Source organism: uncultured Rhodoblastus sp. (assembly GCF_903903185.1).
In the GTDB taxonomy this organism is placed as follows: Bacteria; Pseudomonadota; Alphaproteobacteria; order Rhizobiales; family Beijerinckiaceae; genus Rhodoblastus.
The window spans coordinates 55682-73883 of record NZ_CAIUXT010000226.1 but is presented as its reverse complement, the minus strand read 5'-3'; the positions used below and the strand labels follow the sequence as shown (position 1 = coordinate 73883).

The 18202-nt window shown below is 63.3% G+C and carries 17 protein-coding genes and 1 pseudogene; 9 read left to right on the top strand and 9 right to left on the bottom strand.

Annotated features, from left to right (window positions below):
• Positions 1 to 109 precede the first annotated feature (109 nt).
• Both QZY01_RS20695 and QZY01_RS20690 read right to left on the bottom strand, forming a co-directional pair.
• Entirely contained in the window at positions 110 to 1372 is a 1263-nt protein-coding gene (locus QZY01_RS20695; protein WP_294540999.1) for a serine hydrolase, read from the bottom strand.
• On the bottom strand, positions 1369 to 3741 hold the full coding sequence (locus QZY01_RS20690) for an arylsulfatase (RefSeq protein WP_294540997.1): 2373 nt from the start codon (positions 3739 to 3741) through the stop codon (positions 1369 to 1371). The genes QZY01_RS20695 and QZY01_RS20690 overlap by 4 nt, the downstream gene beginning before the upstream one ends.
• A 411-nt stretch (positions 3742 to 4152) precedes the next feature.
• On the opposite strand from QZY01_RS20690, the pseudogene QZY01_RS20685 reads away from it, so the two are divergent.
• Together QZY01_RS20685 and QZY01_RS20680 are read left to right on the top strand one after the other, a co-directional pair.
• A pseudogene (locus QZY01_RS20685) lies at positions 4153 to 4470 on the top strand (sulfatase-like hydrolase/transferase); the annotation flags it as partial.
• A 98-nt stretch (positions 4471 to 4568) separates the two neighbouring features.
• Complete coding sequence (locus QZY01_RS20680) at positions 4569 to 6479, top strand: sulfatase-like hydrolase/transferase (protein WP_294540994.1); 1911 nt, start codon at positions 4569 to 4571, stop codon at positions 6477 to 6479.
• 124 nt (positions 6480 to 6603) lie between these two features.
• Here the strand turns inward: QZY01_RS20680 and QZY01_RS20675 are convergent, their stop codons facing one another.
• Positions 6604 to 7524, bottom strand: coding sequence for a hypothetical protein (locus QZY01_RS20675; RefSeq protein ID WP_294540993.1), 921 nt, complete (start codon positions 7522 to 7524; stop codon positions 6604 to 6606).
• 417 nt (positions 7525 to 7941) lie between these two features.
• Between QZY01_RS20675 and QZY01_RS20670 the strand changes: the two genes are divergently transcribed.
• The 6 genes from QZY01_RS20670 (at position 7942) to QZY01_RS20645 (ending at position 11799) form a co-directional block, all read left to right on the top strand.
• Positions 7942 to 8373 carry a DUF6152 family protein gene (locus tag QZY01_RS20670; protein ID WP_294540991.1) on the top strand — a complete coding sequence of 144 codons (432 nt, stop codon included), beginning with the start codon at positions 7942 to 7944 and terminating at the stop codon, positions 8371 to 8373.
• A 38-nt stretch (positions 8374 to 8411) separates the two neighbouring features.
• On the top strand, positions 8412 to 9218 hold the full coding sequence (locus QZY01_RS20665) for a hypothetical protein (protein ID WP_294540989.1): 807 nt from the start codon (positions 8412 to 8414) through the stop codon (positions 9216 to 9218).
• A gap of 14 nt (positions 9219 to 9232) precedes the next feature.
• A complete protein-coding gene (locus QZY01_RS20660; RefSeq protein ID WP_294540987.1) occupies positions 9233 to 10081 on the top strand; it encodes a hypothetical protein in 849 nt (282 codons plus the stop codon).
• An 80-nt stretch (positions 10082 to 10161) separates the two neighbouring features.
• Positions 10162 to 10656: a DUF6644 family protein gene (locus tag QZY01_RS20655; protein ID WP_294540985.1), complete on the top strand. Its 495-nt coding sequence runs from the start codon at positions 10162 to 10164 to the stop codon at positions 10654 to 10656.
• Positions 10657 to 10701: 45 nt separating this feature from the next.
• Positions 10702 to 11175 (top strand): DUF6644 family protein, encoded by a 474-nt coding sequence (locus QZY01_RS20650; protein ID WP_294540983.1) that lies wholly within the window; start codon positions 10702 to 10704, stop codon positions 11173 to 11175.
• A 24-nt stretch (positions 11176 to 11199) separates the two neighbouring features.
• Complete coding sequence (locus QZY01_RS20645; RefSeq protein WP_294540981.1) at positions 11200 to 11799, top strand: cytochrome c; 600 nt, start codon at positions 11200 to 11202, stop codon at positions 11797 to 11799.
• Positions 11800 to 11891: 92 nt separating this feature from the next.
• Here the strand turns inward: QZY01_RS20645 and QZY01_RS20640 are convergent, their stop codons facing one another.
• Genes QZY01_RS20640 through QZY01_RS20625 form a run of 4 tightly spaced genes read right to left on the bottom strand, consistent with a single transcriptional unit; the run spans position 11892 to position 15491 of the window.
• Positions 11892 to 12845 (bottom strand): TauD/TfdA family dioxygenase, encoded by a 954-nt coding sequence (locus tag QZY01_RS20640; protein WP_294540979.1) that lies wholly within the window; start codon positions 12843 to 12845, stop codon positions 11892 to 11894.
• A 23-nt stretch (positions 12846 to 12868) separates the two neighbouring features.
• Positions 12869 to 13588, bottom strand: a complete 720-nt coding sequence (locus tag QZY01_RS20635; protein ID WP_294541032.1) for an ABC transporter ATP-binding protein — start codon at positions 13586 to 13588, stop codon at positions 12869 to 12871.
• 59 nt (positions 13589 to 13647) lie between these two features.
• Entirely contained in the window at positions 13648 to 14517 is an 870-nt protein-coding gene (locus QZY01_RS20630) for an ABC transporter permease subunit (protein ID WP_294540977.1), read from the bottom strand.
• Complete coding sequence (locus QZY01_RS20625) at positions 14514 to 15491, bottom strand: aliphatic sulfonate ABC transporter substrate-binding protein (protein ID WP_294540975.1); 978 nt, start codon at positions 15489 to 15491, stop codon at positions 14514 to 14516. Before QZY01_RS20625 ends, QZY01_RS20630 begins: the two co-directional genes overlap by 4 nt.
• 110 nt (positions 15492 to 15601) lie before the next feature.
• Here QZY01_RS20625 and QZY01_RS20620 point away from each other — a divergent pair, with 110 nt between their 5' ends.
• A complete protein-coding gene (locus QZY01_RS20620) occupies positions 15602 to 16480 on the top strand; it encodes a TauD/TfdA family dioxygenase (protein ID WP_294540973.1) in 879 nt (292 codons plus the stop codon).
• Positions 16481 to 16621: 141 nt separating this feature from the next.
• Here the strand turns inward: QZY01_RS20620 and QZY01_RS20615 are convergent, their stop codons facing one another.
• Positions 16622 to 17068: a cupin domain-containing protein gene (locus QZY01_RS20615; protein ID WP_294540971.1), complete on the bottom strand. Its 447-nt coding sequence runs from the start codon at positions 17066 to 17068 to the stop codon at positions 16622 to 16624.
• Complete coding sequence (locus QZY01_RS20610) at positions 17065 to 18171, bottom strand: RuBisCO large subunit C-terminal-like domain-containing protein (protein WP_294540969.1); 1107 nt, start codon at positions 18169 to 18171, stop codon at positions 17065 to 17067. The genes QZY01_RS20615 and QZY01_RS20610 overlap by 4 nt, the downstream gene beginning before the upstream one ends.
• Between the last annotated feature and the right edge of the window lie 31 nt (positions 18172 to 18202).

The following is an 18202-nucleotide window of genomic DNA, read 5'->3' as shown; positions in this document are numbered from 1 at the left end:
CATTAGATTATAATATCTATAAATTTGATATACAATTATCGCAAGCCGGCCATGACTTTTTGACGCGCCTTCGTTCGCCGGCAAAATCGGTTTGAAACCGGAAAGAGCCTCAACTCCCCAAAACATCGACGATGCGGCGATAGGCAGGAAAGGTCAGCGGGTCGTTGTGGCGATTGGCGGCCAACGGGAAACTGGCGAAGCGGGCGATGGTCACCTCAGCGACCGGATCGATGTAAAGACTCTGGCCATGAATGCCGCGCGCCAGAAAAGTCCCGCGGGCGTCATGAGTCGCCCACCACATGTTGCGATAGGAAAAACCGGGCAAAGTCGAATAGCCCGCCGCCTTGAAATGCCCGCGATCGGCGCCGCGCCTTATGTCGGCGACGACCGCCGCCGGGACGATCTGCCGGCCGTTGAACTCGCCCTCGCAGCGCATCATCTCGCCGAAGCGCGCGAGATCGCGCAAAGTCGAGGCGAGGCCGCAGCCGGCAAGCTCCGCGCCGGTGGAATCGATCAGGAAATAGCCGTCGGCCTCCGCGCCCATCGGCGCCCAGATCGACGAGGAAACCAGTTCCGCGAGCGACTGGCCTGTCGCCCGTTTGACAACCCAGCCCAGAACTTCGGTATTGACGGTCTTGTAGTCAAACGCCTTTCCGTGTTCGCCTTTCTTGCGGAGGCCGGGCAGATAGGCATGGAGATTTTGCGGCCCGTCATACGAAGGCGGCCTTGGCAGCCAGCCGGCGGCGCGGGCGTAATCCCATATCTGGGCGTCGGGCTCCGCGTAATCCTCGCAATAATCGACGCCGATCAGCATGTCGAGCACCTGCCGCAGGGTGGCGTCGCCATAGGCGCCCCGCGCGAGTTCCGGAACGTAATGCGATACGATGGCGCCCTCGTCGAGCGCGCCGTCATGGATCAGCGTCGCGGCGATGGTTCCGATCAGCGATTTGGTCAGCGACATCCAGATATGCGGGCGGTGGGCAGCCCCCTCGCCGGCATAGGATTCATGGACGATTCGGCCCCTGTGCAGCACGACGAAACCGTCGGCATGGGTTTGCGCAAGCGATTGCGCCAGAGTCAGAGGCGCGCCGTCTGGGCCGGCGAAGCTGAGGCCGCCGATGCCCTGCCCGGCGCTATTGAGCGGCGCGACCGCGCCGTCGCCGCGCCAGACGGCTTTGGTCGGCCCCAACTCGCGCGCGTGACTGAAACTCCAGCGCAGTTGGGGATAGCGGAACAGGGCGCCGTCCTCGATGCGGATCAGGCGATCCCCGGGCGGCGGAAAACCGCGCCGCCATTGCGTCGGATCGGGCTCGGCGGACGTCGGAAGCCGCTCTGCCGCAGGGGCGCTCAAGGCCGGCCGGAGCGGTTTCATGGCTTCACGTCGATATCGACTTTTTCGATCTTGCCGGAAAAGGCGAAGGGGCTTCGATAGCTCGGCGAGACCGGCGAGCCGGTGTCCTTGCCAAGATCGAAAGGCTCGGTGATGGCGCTGCGGAAACCGCCGAACTGCGACAGATGGGCGCGCGCGACCTCGACGCCATTGACCGACAGCACGCCGGTTCCCGGCCGGCTCTTGGCGAGAAGCGCCGAGGACAGGAGGCCCTTGACGTTTTCGATCAGCGAGCGATCGACCGTGAAATCGTAGGTGATGTGAACCTTGCCCCTGGTCAGGGGCTGCGACGAGACCAGCTTCTCGTGAACCTTGCCAAAGGTGTTGCTCTCATAGGTGAGCTTGCCGTCCTTGACATAAAGGCTGTAGCCGCCATAGCGCCCGCCGCGCGCGACAATGACGCCTTCGACCGGCCCCTCCGGCACGACAATGTCGGCGGTCAGGCGATGCGTCCTGGCGCCGACTTCGGGAATGGCGGAGCCCGGCAGGCGATCGACGCCGGAATAATAGGTGAAATGCGTCTTGCCGAGCACGGGCGACGGCGTCTGGTCGGGATCGGGGATCGGCACGAGCGGAAACACGCCGTTGCGGCGCGCCTCCTTGTCGAATTCGCCCTGCAGCTCCTTGAGCTTGTCGGGATATTTTTCCGCGAGGTCATGCGCCTGCGAAAAATCCTCGGCGACATTGTAGAGCTCCCAGCGGTCCTTGTCGAAGCCGCCGCGAAACAGTTTTCCGACATTGGAAAACACTTCCCATGGCGCGTAGCGGCGCGCGCCGGCGACCCAACCGTCCTTGTAGATCGCGCGATTGCCGAAGATTTCGAAATATTGCACCGTGTGCTGGCTCTTGACGGAAGGGTCGGCAAAGCTCGCCAAAAGGCTTTTGCCTTCGAGCGGCTTCTGCTCGACGCCATTGACCTTCTGCGGGAACGGGATGCCGATGGCCTCATAAATCGTCGGCGCGATGTCGTTGACATGGCCAAACTGGCTGCGAACGGCCTCCGGCTTTTTCACATGGCCGGGCCAGGACACCACGAGACCGTCGCGCGTGCCGCCGAAATGCGAGGCGATCTGCTTCATCCATTGGAAGGGCGCCGCCGTCGCCCAGGACCAGCCGGCGGCGTAATGATTGTCATAGAGCGGGCTGCCGAGATCGGACAGATGCGACAGCATTTCCGGGACGTCGTCGGTGGCCCCTTGCAGCGTGCCGGCATTGGTTTCCGAGCCTTCAAGGCCGCCTTCGGCGCTGCCGCCATTGTCGCCGGTGATAAAGATCACCAAAGTATCGTCCGCCTTGCCCTCGTCCTTGATCGATTGCAGCAGGCGGCCGATTTCGAAATCGGTTTGCGACAGGAAACCGGCGTAAACCTCCATCTGATGGGCGTAGAGTTTTTTCTGGTCGGGGGAGAGCGAGTCCCAGGCCGGGAGGCCTTCCGGGCGCGGCGTCAGTTCGGCGTTGGCGGGAATGACGCCAAGCTTCTTCTGCCGGGCGAAGGAGTCCTCGCGCAATTTGTCCCAGCCTCCATCGAACTGGCCGGCATATTTGGCGATCCAGTCCCTCGGCACATGATGCGGCGCGTGGACGGCGCCGGTCGCGAAATAGAGGAAGAAGGGCTTTTCGGACGCCACGGCGTCATGCTGATGCAGCCAATGGATGGCGTCGTCGACGAGGTCGGTCGTCAGGTGATAGCCTTGGTCCGGCGTTTTTGTCGGCTCCACCGCGACGGTGTTGCGATAGAGCTGGGGCTCCCACTGGCTGGTTTCGCCGAACAGGAAGCCATAGAAATATTCGAAGCCGAGGCCGGTCGGCCAATGGTCGAAAGGCCCCGCCGGGCTGATTTCCCAGACCGGCGTATTGTGCCACTTGCCAAAGGCGGCCGTGCTATAGCCGCTTAGCCGCAATATTTCGGCGATCGAGGCCGTATCCTTCGGCCAGACGGAATTATAGGCTGGATAGCCCGTGGCGACATCGGAAAGATTGCCGAACCCGACCTGGTGGTGATTGCGTCCGCTCAGCAGCGCCGCGCGGGTCGGCGAACAGATGGCGGTGGTGTGGAACTGGTTGTAGCGTAGGCCGCCGGCGGCGAGCCTGTCGAGTTCCGGGGTGGCCACGGGGCCGCCGAAGGTCGAGTTGGAGGCGAAACCGGCGTCGTCGAGCAAGATCAGCACGACATTGGGGGCGCCTTTCGGCGCTGCTGCCGGCTTGGGGAAGGCGGGGATCGACTGCTCGCGCGTCTCCGCGATCTTGCCCTGAAAAGGCGCGTTCGGTTTTGGCAGGACTTCCTGTGCGGCGGCCGGCGTCGACAACGCCAGAGCGAGGGAAAAAATCACGAAACCCGACCGATTGTTCATGCTGTTCTCATTCGCAAAACGCCGCAGCCCGTTCCGCCTGCAGCCAAAGCAAATTTATTTGCATAAGCCTATATTGTCGATCAGATTTAAAAGCTTTGAAAACGCGATGTTGCGCCGTTTTTCTTCGCCGAAGCGCCGGTTGAGGAAAATTTGCTTTCCACGTTCCGCGATTGGCGCGCGCCCTGGGTCGAAGCGATCTAAGCGTCAGGGGCAGAATCGCCCGGACGGGACGGCGCGTTCCCGCCTTGAGCCAGACAGGAACATATAAAACAGCGGCTTGACAAAGCCTGCCGATTAATACGACTATTACGATAGGATTTTAGAATTTGTCGCTGCGCCGGAGGTACGCGCAGCGACGAAGCAACGCCCGGACGGTCGCCGTCCGGGCGTTTTCATCGGCGGACGGTTTTAATGCGGATCACCTTGCTTGCCTTGACGATCGCCCTCTCCCCTCGCTCGGTCGCCTTTGCTCAAACTCCGGAAATTCTGCCCAGGCCCGAGCCATTCCCAAAAGTCATCACCGATCCGTCGCGCGACGCCACGGCTCCCGTCTGGCCGGCGCCCGTCAAGGCCGGAGGCGGCGCGCCCAATATCGTGCTGGTCTTGCTCGACGACGCCGGTTTCGGCGCGACTTCCACTTTCGGCGGTCCGGCGAAAACGCCGGAACTCGACAAGCTCGCCGCCAATGGCCTGCGCTACAACGCCTTTCACGTCAGCGCGCTGTGCTCGCCGACTCGCGCGGCGCTATTGTCGGGGCGCACCGATCATCAGGTCGGCTTTGGCTCGGTGGCGGACGGCGCAACCGGCTATCCCGGCTATAACGCGCATTGGCCCAACAGCGCGGCGAGTCTCTCGGGGGGGGGTTGCGCGACAATGGCTACAGCACAGCGGCCTTCGGCAAATGGCACAATACGCCCTATGACGAAGTCTCCCCTGTCGGTCCCTTCGACCGCTGGCCGACCGGACTCGGCTTCGAATATTTTTATGGTTTTATCGCCGGTTACGACAGCCAGTTCGAGCCGCGCCTCTATCGCAACACCACGCCCGCCGATCCGACCCGCACGCAGGCTCAGGGCTATCACCTGACGATCGATCTGGCGGACGAAGCCATCCGTTGGGTCCACGCCCATGAGGCGGTGGCCCCGCAAAAGCCGTTCCTGCTTTATTTCGCGCCCGGCGCCACCCATTGGCCGCATCAGGTTCCCAAACAATGGATCGGCAAATATCGCGGCAAGTTCGATCAGGGCTGGGACAAATTGCGCGAGGAGACCTTTGCCCGCCAGAAGGCATTGGGGGTCATTCCCGCCAATGCCGAACTGACGCCGCGCCCCGCCGAACTGCCGGCCTGGGACTCGCTGTCAAACGACCAGCGCAAGCTGTTCGCCCGGCAGATGGAGGTTTACGCCGCCTTCATGGAACAGACCGATCACGAGATCGGTCGCCTGCTCTCGACCTTGCAAAAGGACGGAATCGCCGACAATACGCTGGTGCTCTATATCGCCGGCGACAATGGCGGCTCGGGCGAGGGCGGCCTTGAGGGCCGCGATGTCGTCAAGGCGGACGGGACGGTTCCCCCCGTCGCGGAGCGACTCGCACAGGCCGAACGGTTCGGCGAGGAAATTTTCGACAATCATTACGCCGCCGCCTGGGCCTGGGCGAGCAGCGCGCCGTTCCAGTGGACCAAGCAGGTCGCCTCGCATCTGGGCGGGTCGCGCGATCCGCTCATCGTCTCCTGGCCGGCGAAAATCAAGGCCCATGGAGAATTGCGGACGCAGTTCCAGCATATCACCGACATCGCGCCGACGATTTTCGAGGTCGCCGGAATCGCCGCGCCGGTAAAGGTCGATGGCGTCGATCAATTGCCGCTTGAGGGCAAGAGTTTCGCCGCGAGCTTTTTCGACGCCGCCGCGCCGAGCAGCCACCCCAGGCAGGTGTTCGAGACCTCCGGCAATCGCGGCATTTACCAGGACGGCTGGTGGGCGGGCGCGCTCCATGCGGTTCCGTGGTCGGCGACGCGCGGCGGCGATCTGAAAATCGGCCAGCATCCCTGGGAGCTTTACCATTTGACGGAGGATTTTTCCCAGGCGCATGATCTGGCCAAGGACCATCCGGAGAAATTGGAGGAACTGGTCGCGCTGTTCGACAGCGAGGCGAAGCGCACACAAATCTATCCGTTGCTGCCGGCGCGGAAGGACCTGCCTTCGCCCGCCGACGGCCGCACGGTTTTCGACTATCGCCCCGGCGCCGATCACATTCCTCAGCGCATCGGCCCGAAATTCAACCGGCGCGCGCATAAAATCCTGGCCGAAGTGATCCTGCCCGCCAAGCCGCAGGGGGTGATTTTGGCGGATGGCGGCGATTACGGCGGCTTCTCGCTTTATGTGAAGGATGGAAAACTCGTCTATCTCGCCAAGGCCTGGGGCAATGTCGCCGGCAAGATCGTTTCTGCGGCGAAGCTGCCCGAAGGCGCGGCGCAAATCGGCGTCGAATTCACGCCCGACGCGAAAAAACCGCCGCCGTCGCCGACCTCCTTCGAGCCGCGCGTCGTTTACGCGGGGCAGATCAGGCTGACGGTGAATGGCGCGACCGTGGCGGAGGGGCGGATCGAGAACCTGCAACTCTCCTATAACGAGACGCTGGATGTCGGCCTCGATTCCGGCTCGGCCGTCAGTCCCGATTACGCCGCGCCCTTCGCCTTCAACGGCGAGATCGACAAGGTTCATGTCGATCTGAATTGAAGCTCGCCGTAGCGGACAACAATCTATAGGAGCCGATTGAAAAAACAGACGGCGTTGGATTGGTTTTTTTTTCGCATGATCCCGAAAAGCCGTCGGCGCTTTTCGGGATCCTTTTTTGGCGAAGTCAGTTCTTGGCCGGGTCGGCGGCGGCCTGCGCCGTGGCGGGGGCGCCGCCTTGCGCGGCAGCCTGGCGCGGCGGCGGCGGGGCAGCGATCTTGACGATCCGGGTTCCCTGTTCCTCGTAGTCCTGGGAGCCGATGGCCCCAAGAACATTAAACCCCTTATCCTTCAGCTGGTCGCCAACCGTGGCGGAGCGGCCGGTGCGATTGGCGACGGTGACGATGGCGCGCTCCTTCGGAATGAAGGCGAGGTTCTTTTCGACGTCGGCCACCTGAACGTTCAAATAGACCGGGAATGTCCCGAGCGTCGAAATTTCGTCGGGGCGGCGCACATCGACGAACAGAACCTTGTTCGGATCCAGGGCGTCGACTTCGGCGCGAGTCAGCTTGGGAACCTTGTGATTATAGACCTGGGCCTGCGCGGCGGGCGCGGCAGGCTGCGCGGCGGGCTGGGGCGGCGGCGGGATGGCGACCTTGACGATCTTGCCGCCCTCTTCCTCATACAACTGCGAGCCGACGGCGCCGACGACATTGAAACCCTTGTCCTTCAGAACGTCGCCGGCGATGCCGGCGCGGCCGGCATGGTTCGAAACAGTGACAATGGCGCGGTCCTTCGGAATAAGGGCGAGCTCCTTTGCGACGTCGTTGACCTGAACATTCAAATAAACCGGGAAAGTGCCGATCGAGGAAATTTCGTCGGGACGACGCAGATCGACGAACAAGACCTTGCCCGGATCGGCGAGCAAGGCGTCGATTTCAGCGCGGTGCAACTGCGGAACCTTGTGATTATAGGCTTGGGCCTGCTGGCCGGCGGCGGCGGGCGTCCCGGCCGCCGGGGCGGGCGCATTCTGCGCAAAAGCCGGGGACAGCAATCCCGTCGAAGAGAGGGCTGTGGCGAAAAGCAGAGCGAAAGCGAGTTTACGCATGGCTTGTCCTTTCATAATTGCTCTAATCATATTTCCTATCTTTCCGATGGGATAATAAGGATTATATGCGCAAAAAGGTGCAGTGCAAGCCGGCCGACAAAATTTTTCCCCGCCGGGCATTTTTTTCTTGTGAGCTTCGCGCCAGGCCGGCGGCGGTTCCAATCTGATTTTAAGGTTTTTATAGGTCCAGCAGGTCACGCCCTTGGTGCGCCGGACAAAGTCGCTGGCGCCATTCACGCGTCTGGCTTTCAGCCACCGCAACTCTGCGAGGCTTTGGCCACCAAATGATTTCAATCTATAAATCCGATCTATTGACTAGAGTTTTTGATCGGGTATCTTCGGCGTGCCCGACATCACGGAGGCTTTTACCCGTCGCGACCCGATCGCGTATGGCGGGCGCCAGGACGGAGGTATGGAATGCGGTTGAAACGCGCAATGCTCGGCATTCTCGGGGCTGCGGCGCTGGGTTGGGCGCCTTCGTCCGCGGAGGCTCATCACGCCTTCGCCGCCGAATATGATATCGATCAACCGATCGTCATCACGGGCAAGCTGACCAAGCTCGAATGGACCAATCCCCACGGCTGGGTCTACGTCGACGTAGAGGGACCGGATGGCAAGGCCGTAAATTGGGCGGTGGAGTTCGGAGCGCCCAATGCTTTGCTTCGCCGCGGCGCCCGCAAGGATGATTTTCCGATTGGCGGCGTCGTGACGGTCAAGGGCTATCGCGCCAAGAACGGCAAGGAAGTCATCGCCGGCAGCACGGTGAAATTGCCCGACGGCCGCGATTTTTTCGCGGGCAGCGAAGGCACCGGCAATCCCGGCGAAGCCGCCAACCGGCCGCAAAACTGATCGTCCATCCTTCTTTCCTCGCCAGTTGTGAGCGGCCAATGAACCGTTATTTCCCGGTAAAAGATCTCGCGCCCAAAATGCGCGGGGCGGCGCTTCGAGTGGCGGCGGCTTTGAGCGGCGTCATGGCGCTGATCTATCTATGTGCGGGCGCAGCCCATGCCGAGTCCGGCGCCGCCTTGCCGCGCGGCGCGAACGCCAAGCCGGACTTTTCCGGGATCTGGCAGACTCTGAGCACCGCGGATTGGGATCTGGAGCCGCACAGTGCGCGCAAGGACGCGCCGGCGGGGCTTGGCGTGGTCGCAGGCGGAGAAATTCCATACCAGCCCTGGGCGGCGGAGAAACGGAAAGAGAATTTCGAAAAGCGCGAAGTGCTGGATCCGCGCAACAAATGCTATCTCCCGGGCGTGCCGCGCGCCAATTATTCCCCCTTTCCGTTCCAGATTTTCCAGTCCGACACCCATCTGACGCTGCTTTACGAATATGCGCATACGGCGCGAACGATCTACACCAACGGCTCCAAACATTTGCCCGGCCACATCGACTGGTGGCTCGGCGATTCGCGCGGCCAATGGGAAGGCGACACGCTGGTCGTCGACGTGGTCCATTTCAATGACCAGACCTGGTTCGATCATTCCGGCAATTTCCACAGCGACGCGCTGCACGTCGTCGAGCGCTACAGTTTCATCGATCCCGACCATATCCGCTACGAAGCGACGATCGAGGATCCCAAAGTCTTCACACAGCCCTGGAAGATCGATCTCGTCCTCTACCGGCGCGTCGAAAAGGATATCCAGCTGCTCGAATATGAATGCTACACCTTCGATTACGAACATTTCTACCCCTGACATGGAGAGATGGCATGACTGAACATCGGAGTTTCGGTCTGATCGCCGGCGTCATCTTCGCGCTGTCCGGCGCCGCCGCGGCGGAGGAATGGACGCCGAAGCGGCTTTCCGACGGACAGCCTGACGTCCAGGGCTTCTATCGTCCCGAGATCGCCGGAACCTATTCGCTGGTGCGGCCAAGGCGCGGCGTCGGCATCGGCGAAGAGGGCTCCTATGAGAAGAGCAAGACGGGCGGCGATCTGAGCAAGTCGCGGATCGTCGATCCGCCGGACCGCCAGGTCCCCTATCAACCCTGGGCTCGGACCAGGCAGCAGGAGCTTGAGGCGACGACCCTGAACTGGACGAAACCGGAGCATATCGATCCTCAGGCCCGTTGCGTGCCCGGCGGGGTGACGCGCACGATCTTCTGGACCCAGGATTTCGAGATCCAGCAATATCCGGGTTACGTCGTGTTTCTCGACGATCAGAACCATACGAGCCGCATCATTCCGCTCGACGGCAGGCCGCATATCCCCGGCAAGATCAAGCTGTGGATGGCGGATTCGCGCGGACATTGGGAAGGCACGACGCTCGTTGTGGATGTCTCAAACGACAACGCCAAGCACCGGCTTAGCAACGAGGGCGATTTTTCGAGCGACCAGGTTCATATCGTGGAGAAATATATCTTCACCGGCCCCAACAAGTTCCGGCTCGAGCAGCGATATGAAGACCCCGGCGTCTACACGCAGCCATGGACGCTTGCGTCCGATTTCTCGCGCGCGCACGTCAACCAGCCGAATTACGAACTCTGGTTCAACGAGTGCCAGGAAGGCGAGCGCGACGTCGAGCATCTGTATCGGGGCGACAAAAGCAAGCCGTATTGACAGGCAGGTTGGGGCCATGAGCTTCGCCTGAACCATGGTCGCCGCATTAACCCGCGCGATGCCGCGCCAAAGGCTGCTCAATGTCCGGTTTCTATGATTTCGCGCAATGGCTCTACGATTCGCCATTCGGAACCGCCCTGCGCGAGTCGCAATACGTTTTCCCGCTGGTGGAGGGAACCCATCTGTTGGGTCTGGCTTTTTCCGTCGGCCTGCTGGCGCTGGTGGACCTTCGCCTGGCGGGCGTGTGGCTGCGGGACGCGCCCGTTCAGCAGGTCCTGAGCCAGCTGCGTCCCTTTATTTTCGCGGGTTTCGTCGTCACTTTCGTCACCGGATCACTATTGTTCTCGGCTCTGTCCATCAAGCTGCTCGCCGGCCCGGTCTTTGCGGTGAAATTGTTTTTCATCCTTCTCGCCGGCATCAATTTTCTCTGGTTCGAGCTCGGTCTGGCGCCTCACGCCGCCGAATGGGCGAATCGCTCGATTCCTCCGCTCAAGGTCCGAATCGCGGGCTGGACTTCGCTCGCGCTCTGGTCGGCGGTCGTGGTGTCGGGCCGCCTCATTCCCTATCTCGGCTAGGGTTTTGAGTTTGGGCAGAGGCCAGCCACGCGGACGGAGACCGTCATGACCATTCTCACCGTGCTGCAATGGGTGCAAGACACCGAGTTCGGCATTTTCTTGCGCAAATCGAACCATCTCGTGGGCGCTTCGTTTCAGCTCGTCCACATCCTCGGCTTCTTGCTGCTGCTCGCGGCGGTGACGCTCGTCGATCTGCGGCTGCTCGGGGTGGCGCTCGTCAAGGAGACGCCCGCCCGGATCGTCGGCGCCGGCAACAAACTGCTCGGCATCGGCCTCGCCGCCGCCGTCCTGAGCGGAACGCTGATCTTTCTGGCGGGACCCGTCCGCTATTCTTCCAACGAATTCTTTCAGCTCAAGATGGTGTTGCTGATCGCCGCCGTCCTGTTCCAGGCGAGCCTCTTCAGGGTGGCGAGCCGACACGCGGTGGAAAGGCCGGTCGCCGGCAAGTTGGCGGCGGTGGTCTCGCTGCTGCTCTGGTTCGGGGTCGGGATATCCGGCCGGGGCATCGGCTTCATTTGAACTCAAGAGGGTGGGATGCGGGCGATGCGAACAGCAATTTCGGCGGCGGCCCTGGCCATGCTGCTGGCCGGGGCCGTCGCGGCCGCGAACAAACCGGCAGTCCAGCGCAGCGCAGGCGAAGGACTCGAGGCCGTCGCCACCATTCAGCAGATCATGCAGAATTTGGTCGATCCGTCGGCGGACGCGCTATGGGCGTCGGTTTCCAGTACGACGACGGCGTCGGGCACGCAAACCAACGAGCCGCGCACCGATGAAGACTGGAAAGCCGTTCAGCGTTACGCCGTCACGCTCGTAGAGGCGCCCAATCTTCTCGTGGCGCCGGGCCGACGCGTCGCTTCGACCGGCGGAAAGCTCGAAGACGCGCAAGTGAAGGGCATTCTGCGTCCCGACGAGATCTCCAAGAAAATCGCCGGCGACCGCCGCGATTTCGTCGCGCGCGCCCGCGCCTTGCAACGCGCCGCCAAGGAAGCATTGGCCGCCGCGGACACGCGCGACGTCGCGCGTCTGTTCAAGGCCGGCGGCGCGCTCGACACGGCCTGCGAGTCGTGTCACGTCAAATATTGGTATCCCGACGATACCAGGCCTCCGCCGCCCGCCAATGCCAATCTCGCGCCCCTGAAGTGAGGGAGCGCGCCTTCTGAAGAATGCGCGGTCGCCCGATCCTCGGCCGACGATGGAGGCGAGGAATTGGCTGGCCGCTGCGAAACGGCAGTCCGTCATTCGGCCGCGCTGGCGCTGGTCGCGGTGAGCGGCAGCGAAGGCGAGTACGGCCTCTCGCCGCTGACCGCGGAGATCCGGTTGCCCCAGCGTTCGAGCGGATAATAATCCCATACCGCATGATGCTGGGCGCCCCAATTGTCCCAAACGACCAGCGCGTTTTCAGTCCAGTGCACGCGCGCCTGGAACGCGAGATTGCGTTCGATATGGCGAGCCAGGAAGCCGAGCAGGGCGTCGCTTTCCGGCCGCGCCAGCTCCACGATCTGGCTGCTGAAGGCCTCGTTGATGAAGAGGACTTTCCGGCCGGTGACCGGGTGTGTCACCACCACCGGATGCCGGCTTTTAGGGAAGACCTGGCCCGGCTTGGGTTGGGCGCCATAGCCCTGCTGCCAGCCGAAGGCGCCGTCGTGGATCGCAGTCAGCCCGTCGAGCAGGCGCTTGATCGGCTCGGACAGGGACTCATAGGCCAGATAGCAATTGGCGAAAGCGGTGTCGCCGGCGCCATAGGGCGGTGTTTTGGTCACATGCAGGAAGGAGGCGGCGATGGGCGCCTCGTCGCAGGTTACGTCGGCATGCCAGGCGTCGCCGGCGGTGAAACGCGAGTCCGGTCCGGTCTTCCAGGCGAGCAGTTCGGGATCGTTGGCGCGACCCGCGAAGGTCTTGTCCTGCGCCAGTTCGTGGCGATGCAACCGGCCGAAATTGCGGGCAAAGCGCTTCTGGTCGTCCAGCGAGATGTTCTGGTCGCGGAAAACCAGCACGAGCCTTTCGGCCAGGGCGCGGCGAATCTCCGCCAGTTGCTGTTCCGGCAGGTCGGCGGTCAGATCGACGCCTTCGATCTCGGCGCCGATGGTTGGCGTCAGCGGCGTGAGTTTCAGGGTCTCGAAAGGCTTGAAATCGAGCTCGCTCCAGGCCTTGATCGCCAGCTTGTCGAAATAATCGCGATAGAAGCTCATAGGGCGCTCCGTCGAAATCTGGGTCAGGAGGCAGCCGTCGCGCCGAGCAGACGGCCGAGAAGAATGTCTTCGATCCGCGCGAAGGCGGGATCGCCGCGTCGGCGCGGCCGGGGAAGATCGACCGGGATGATCTGCGCGATCTCGCCGCCCTCCAAAAGCACGATGCGATCGCCGAGGCGCACCGCTTCGGCGACGTCATGGGTGACGAGAATGGCGGTGAAACGCTCCTTGAGCCAAACCGATTCCAGCAGGTTCTGCATCTCGATCCGCGTCAGCGCGTCCAGCGCGCCAAGCGGTTCGTCCAACGCCAGAACGCGCGGGTTGGAAACCAGCGCCCGCGCCAACGCCGCGCGCTGCTTCTGGCCGCCGGAAAGGACCGAGGGCCAGTCGTCCGCGCGCTCGCCAATGCCGACCTCGCCGAGCGCGGCGCGCGCCCTGGCCTGCGCCTCGGCGCTGTTGCGCGCGGGACCGAAGCCGATGCGCACATTGGCGGCCACGCTCGCCCAGGGCAGGAGGCGGTGCTCCTGAAACATCACCCGCACGCAATCGGTCGCCCTTTCGCCGTCGATGCGCAACTCGCCTGCATCCGCCGCGTCGAGCCCGGCGATCAGCCGCAGCAAGGTGGTCTTGCCGCATCCGCTGCGTCCGACAATGACCACGAACTCGCCAGCGTCGATGTCGAGATCGACGTCCCTGAGCACGGTTTTGACGCCGAATCTTTTCGCCAGCCCGCGCAGCGCCATCCCCGCGCCCAAGGACGGTTGACGCGGAACGGCGGCCTGCCCGGCGAAGACCGCCGCGCTCATGGCGCCGCCGCCTGAAAGGCAGGATGCCAGCGCAGCATGCGGCGCTCCAGCGCGCGGGTGACGACATCGGCCAGCTTGCCGAGCAGCGCATAAATCAGAATGGCCAGCACGACCACGTCGAGCTGCATGAATTCGCGCGCCTGCATGGCCATGTAGCCAATGCCCGACTGCGCCGAAATGGTTTCGGCGACGATGAGGGTCAGCCACATCACGCCCAGCGCAAACCTAAGTCCGACGAAGATCGACGGCAGCGCGGCGGGGAAAATCACTTCGCGAAACAGCGCCTTGTTGTCGAGCCCATAGGTGCGGCCCATTTCCAGCAGCTGCGGATCGACGGTTTTAACCCCATGCAGCGTGTTGATGTAGATGGGAAAAAATACGCCCAGCGCGACCAGGAACAATTTTGCGGACTCGCCGATGCCGAACCAAAGGATGACCAGCGGAATGAGGGCCAGATGCGGCACATTGCGGATCATCTGCAAGGTGGAGTTGCTCAGTTCCTCGCTCGTGCGCGACAGGCCGTTGGCGAGGCCGAAGCCAATGCCCAGCAGCCCCCCAACAAGCAGCCCCGCCAGCGCGCGGGCGCCGCTGACCGCGCCATGAACGAAAAGCGCGCCCGACAGCGTCAGCCGCACGCCCGCTTGCAGCACGGCCAGAGGCGAAGGCATGACGTCGTCGCCGAGCGCGCCGAAGGCGGAGCTGGCCTGCCAGACGACCAGCGCCACGGCGGGCGCGAGCCAGCCGAGAGGCGCGCGCGCAATCGCGTTGCGAAACCCGAAGGGGCGCGTGGGCGAAAGCTCCCGCGCCTCCGGTTGCGCCGGCGCCGTCGCGGCGTCAGGCGAAGCGATGCCGGCGGCGTCGCTCATGCGCGCGCCTTTTCCCAGACGATCTCGCGCACATCGATCCGGTTGGGAATAAGCTTGAGCTTGAAATAGCGGTCGGCCACCTGCTGCTGAAGGTCGAGCACCGCCGGCGTCAGCGGCGAGAAGGTGTATTCGGCGCGATCGACCGAACGTTTCTGCGCCACGAAATCGACGCCGCTGGCCTCGGCGAAAAGTTTGGCGGTCTCGTCGCGATGCGCCGCAGCCCAATCGGTGGCCTTCGATACTTCGGCGTTGATGGCGGCGACCGTTTCAGGATATTTGGCGGTGAAATCGCGATTGGCGAGGAAAAAACTGTTCTGCCGGGTCGCGTTCCGGTCGACGGGCAGCGACCTCGCCTTGATGCCGATCTCCGCGATGGCGTAGAACGGGTCCCAGATCGACCAGGCGTCGATGGCGCCGTTGGCCAGCGCGGCGGAGGCGTCGGCGGGCGACAGATAGATCGCGCTGATCTCGTCCCATTCGACATGCGCGCTTTCCAGCGAAGCGATCAGCAGATTATGGCCGCTCGAACCCTTGGCGACGCCGACCTTCCTGCCCTTGAGATCGGCGACGGTCCTGATGGGCGAATTGGCCTGGACCACAATCCCCTGACCTTCTCCACGCGCCGGGATGGCCGCGACATAGAGCAGTTTCGCGCGCGCCGCCTGTGCGAAAATTGGCGGCGAGTCTCCGGTGTAGCCGTAATCGATCGCGCCGGCGTTCAGCGCCTCCAGCAGCGGGGGGCCGGCCTGGAAATCGTGCCAGCTCACGGCGACGCCCTCGCTGGCGAAACGCTTTTCGAGCAAGCCGAGCGCCTTGGTGACGAGAAGGGCGCTGGTCTTCTGATAGCCGACGCGAATCTGCTTGACGGGCGCGGCGGGAGTGACGGGAGTGACGGGAGTGACGGCGAACGCGCCGCCGCCGGACGCGACAGCCATGGCGCCGGCGACGGAGACTAGAAAAAGACGACGGGTCAAAAGCGCCTCCGGATGGCCTGCGGCGCGAGATGACACAGGCTCGATTGATTTTAGCCGATAGATATATAAAATCTATAGAAAATATATTTTGCTACCGATGGAGATGGGCCGTGGCGCTCCGGCATAGCGAGTTGACTCAGAAATTCGGCGCCGAACTGCATGGCCTCGATATCGAAAATGGCCTGACCGACGCGCTGTTTGCGGAAATCGTCGCGCTCTGGCGCGAAAAGCTGGTTCTGGTCATTCGCGACCAGGCCATCGGCGACGAGCGGCTGCTGCGTTTCGCCAGAAGATTCGGCGCGCTCGACCCCGCGCCAAAACTCGACAAGGCGCGCAGCCATGCCGAAGGGTTTCCCGAGATAGCGGTCGTCTCCAACGTGATCGAAGACGGGGCGCCCATTGGCGGGCTCGGAGCGGGCGAACTGGCTTGGCATTCCGACATGACCTATGTCGAAAATCCCCCCGTCGGCTGCATTCTCCACGCCTGGGAGACGCCGGACGGCGCCGGTCGCACATTTTTCGCCAATCTGCGCGGCGCTCTCGCTTCGCTGTCGCCGGACGAGCGCGAGGCTTTGCAAGGTTTGAGCCTCACACATGACGACCTTTACACCAGCGCCGGCACGCCGCGTTACGCGGCGCCCGAAAAACGGAGCGCGCAAACCCATCCCCTGCTGGCGCGTCACCCGAGTTGGGGCGAAGAGATTTTGCTGGTCGGCCGGCGCAGGGGCGCGCAAGTCATAGGCCTCGGCGCGGAAAAGGGCGAGGCTCTGCTCGACAGGATCTGGGACCTGGCCTCCGCCGAAAACAATGTCCTCACCCATGTGTGGCGGCCCGGGGACGTTGTGATCTGGGACAACCTGCTGGTCCTGCACAAGCGCGAGGCGTTCGACGACAGCCAGCGGCGTATACTGCATCGAGCGCAAATCCGCACGCTGCACCCGCATCTGAAGCCCGATCCGGCGGAGTCTCTGCCGATTGCCCGCGCCTGAAACTCCTCCAGTACCTGACGCAACGCAGAAAAATTCCCGCGCAGCGATCTCCGTCGCCGAGACGGGGGGCTATGGTCGCCGAGCTTGAGGCGAGGTTCGCCGCCCGGCCTGATATTTCGTGACCGACTTTCAAATCCTCGCTCAGACGCGAATGAACGCCTTGACCGCCGGATCGGCCGACAGCGCCTCGATGTCCCGCGCGCCCGGCAGTTGCGGCCGGTCGCGCTCGCGCGCGACGACGCAGAAGAAGCCGAGCGGCTCGGTCCCCGTGGCGCGGAACTGATGCCAGGTCAGCGGCGGAACGATGACAGCGTCGAGCGGGTTGACGGCGGACACGACGTCGCCGACCAGGCAATGGCCGCCGCCGCGGCCGATCAGCACGAGATGGACGTGGTCGTGCCGTTCGAGCGTCGAATGGCCGCCCGGCGCGACCTCGAAATAACGCAATTCGGCGAAGAGATCGGGCGAACCTTCGGAGAGGACCTGCCGCGTCACCTGCTTGAAATGCGTTCCGGCCTCCGACTTGTAGTCGAGCCGCCGCACGCCCTCCCATTCGTAAAGCCCGGTATGGCGAACAACCCCCGTCATGACGCAAGCTCCTTCGACACGCGGGCCGCCTCGGCGACGAAATCCCTGGTCCGCTGGATCACCTCGCCCGATTCAAGCAGGCTGCCGCCGACCAGCAGTATGGTGTCGACGCCATAGAATGACAACACCTCGCGCACGCGGCTCGTCTTGATGCCGCCCGCCGGCACAGGAAACGCAGGCTTGAGGCCGTGCGCGGAAGAATTGAGTCGCGCCGCAAGCGAGAGGCAGGTTTCCCGGCTGTAGCTGAAACGCCCGCCCAGATGCGGAAAGATCGACGCGTCCGCCCCGAACCATTTGAAGATGTCGCCGAACAGCACTTCGGGGGCGATCCATTCGGACCCGCCAAACGCGGGATGGGCGATGATCGGCAGCGCCGCCGCGCCGGCGAGTTCGTGCAACAGCCCCGGGCCGACCAGCATCGGCGACAACAATACGGCGCCGACGCCGGCCTCGCGCGCGAAGGCGAATTGCCGGTGGACGCTCGCGGGCGAACCGATCAGGTTCGGCGCATAGATCGTCCGGCCGCCGGTTTCGGCATTGGCCTTGGCGACAGCGCATTGACAGAGTTCGACGCGCTGTTCGAAGGAGCAGAAATCATGGTCGGCGAGGCCGTGATCGTCCTTGATGACGTCGATGCCCGCGACCGCGAAAGCATGGGCGAGGGCGGCGAGTTTTGCCGCCGGCAGGCCCATGGGTTTCAGCGCGGTGGCGGTCAGAGCGCGTCGATGGGCGCCGAGTTTTTCGCGCAAGGCGTCGGCGCCGAAACGCGGTCCTCGAAACGTCTTGAAGAATTCGTCGGGCGGTTCGACGCCGGCGAGCTTCACGTCGGGCTGCAACGACGAATTGCCAAAGGCGACGTTGAGAAACTGGGCGGGATCGAGCGCCGTCGTGCGAAGGGCTTGCGCGATCGCCACCGCAAACCCTCCGCCCGCGCGCGGTTCGATCGACAGCACCTCGCCGATGATATTGTCGCGCACCCAATCGTCCGACGCCGCGGCGCGCGAGAGCTCCACGGTCTGTTCAAGCAGCAGCGCCTCGGCGCGCGCGGCGATGTCGCCCGGATCGCTCAGGACATGGTAGTGAAAAACGATGCAGCCCGTCATGCTTTCATCTTTTCGTCCAGTTCGCGTTACC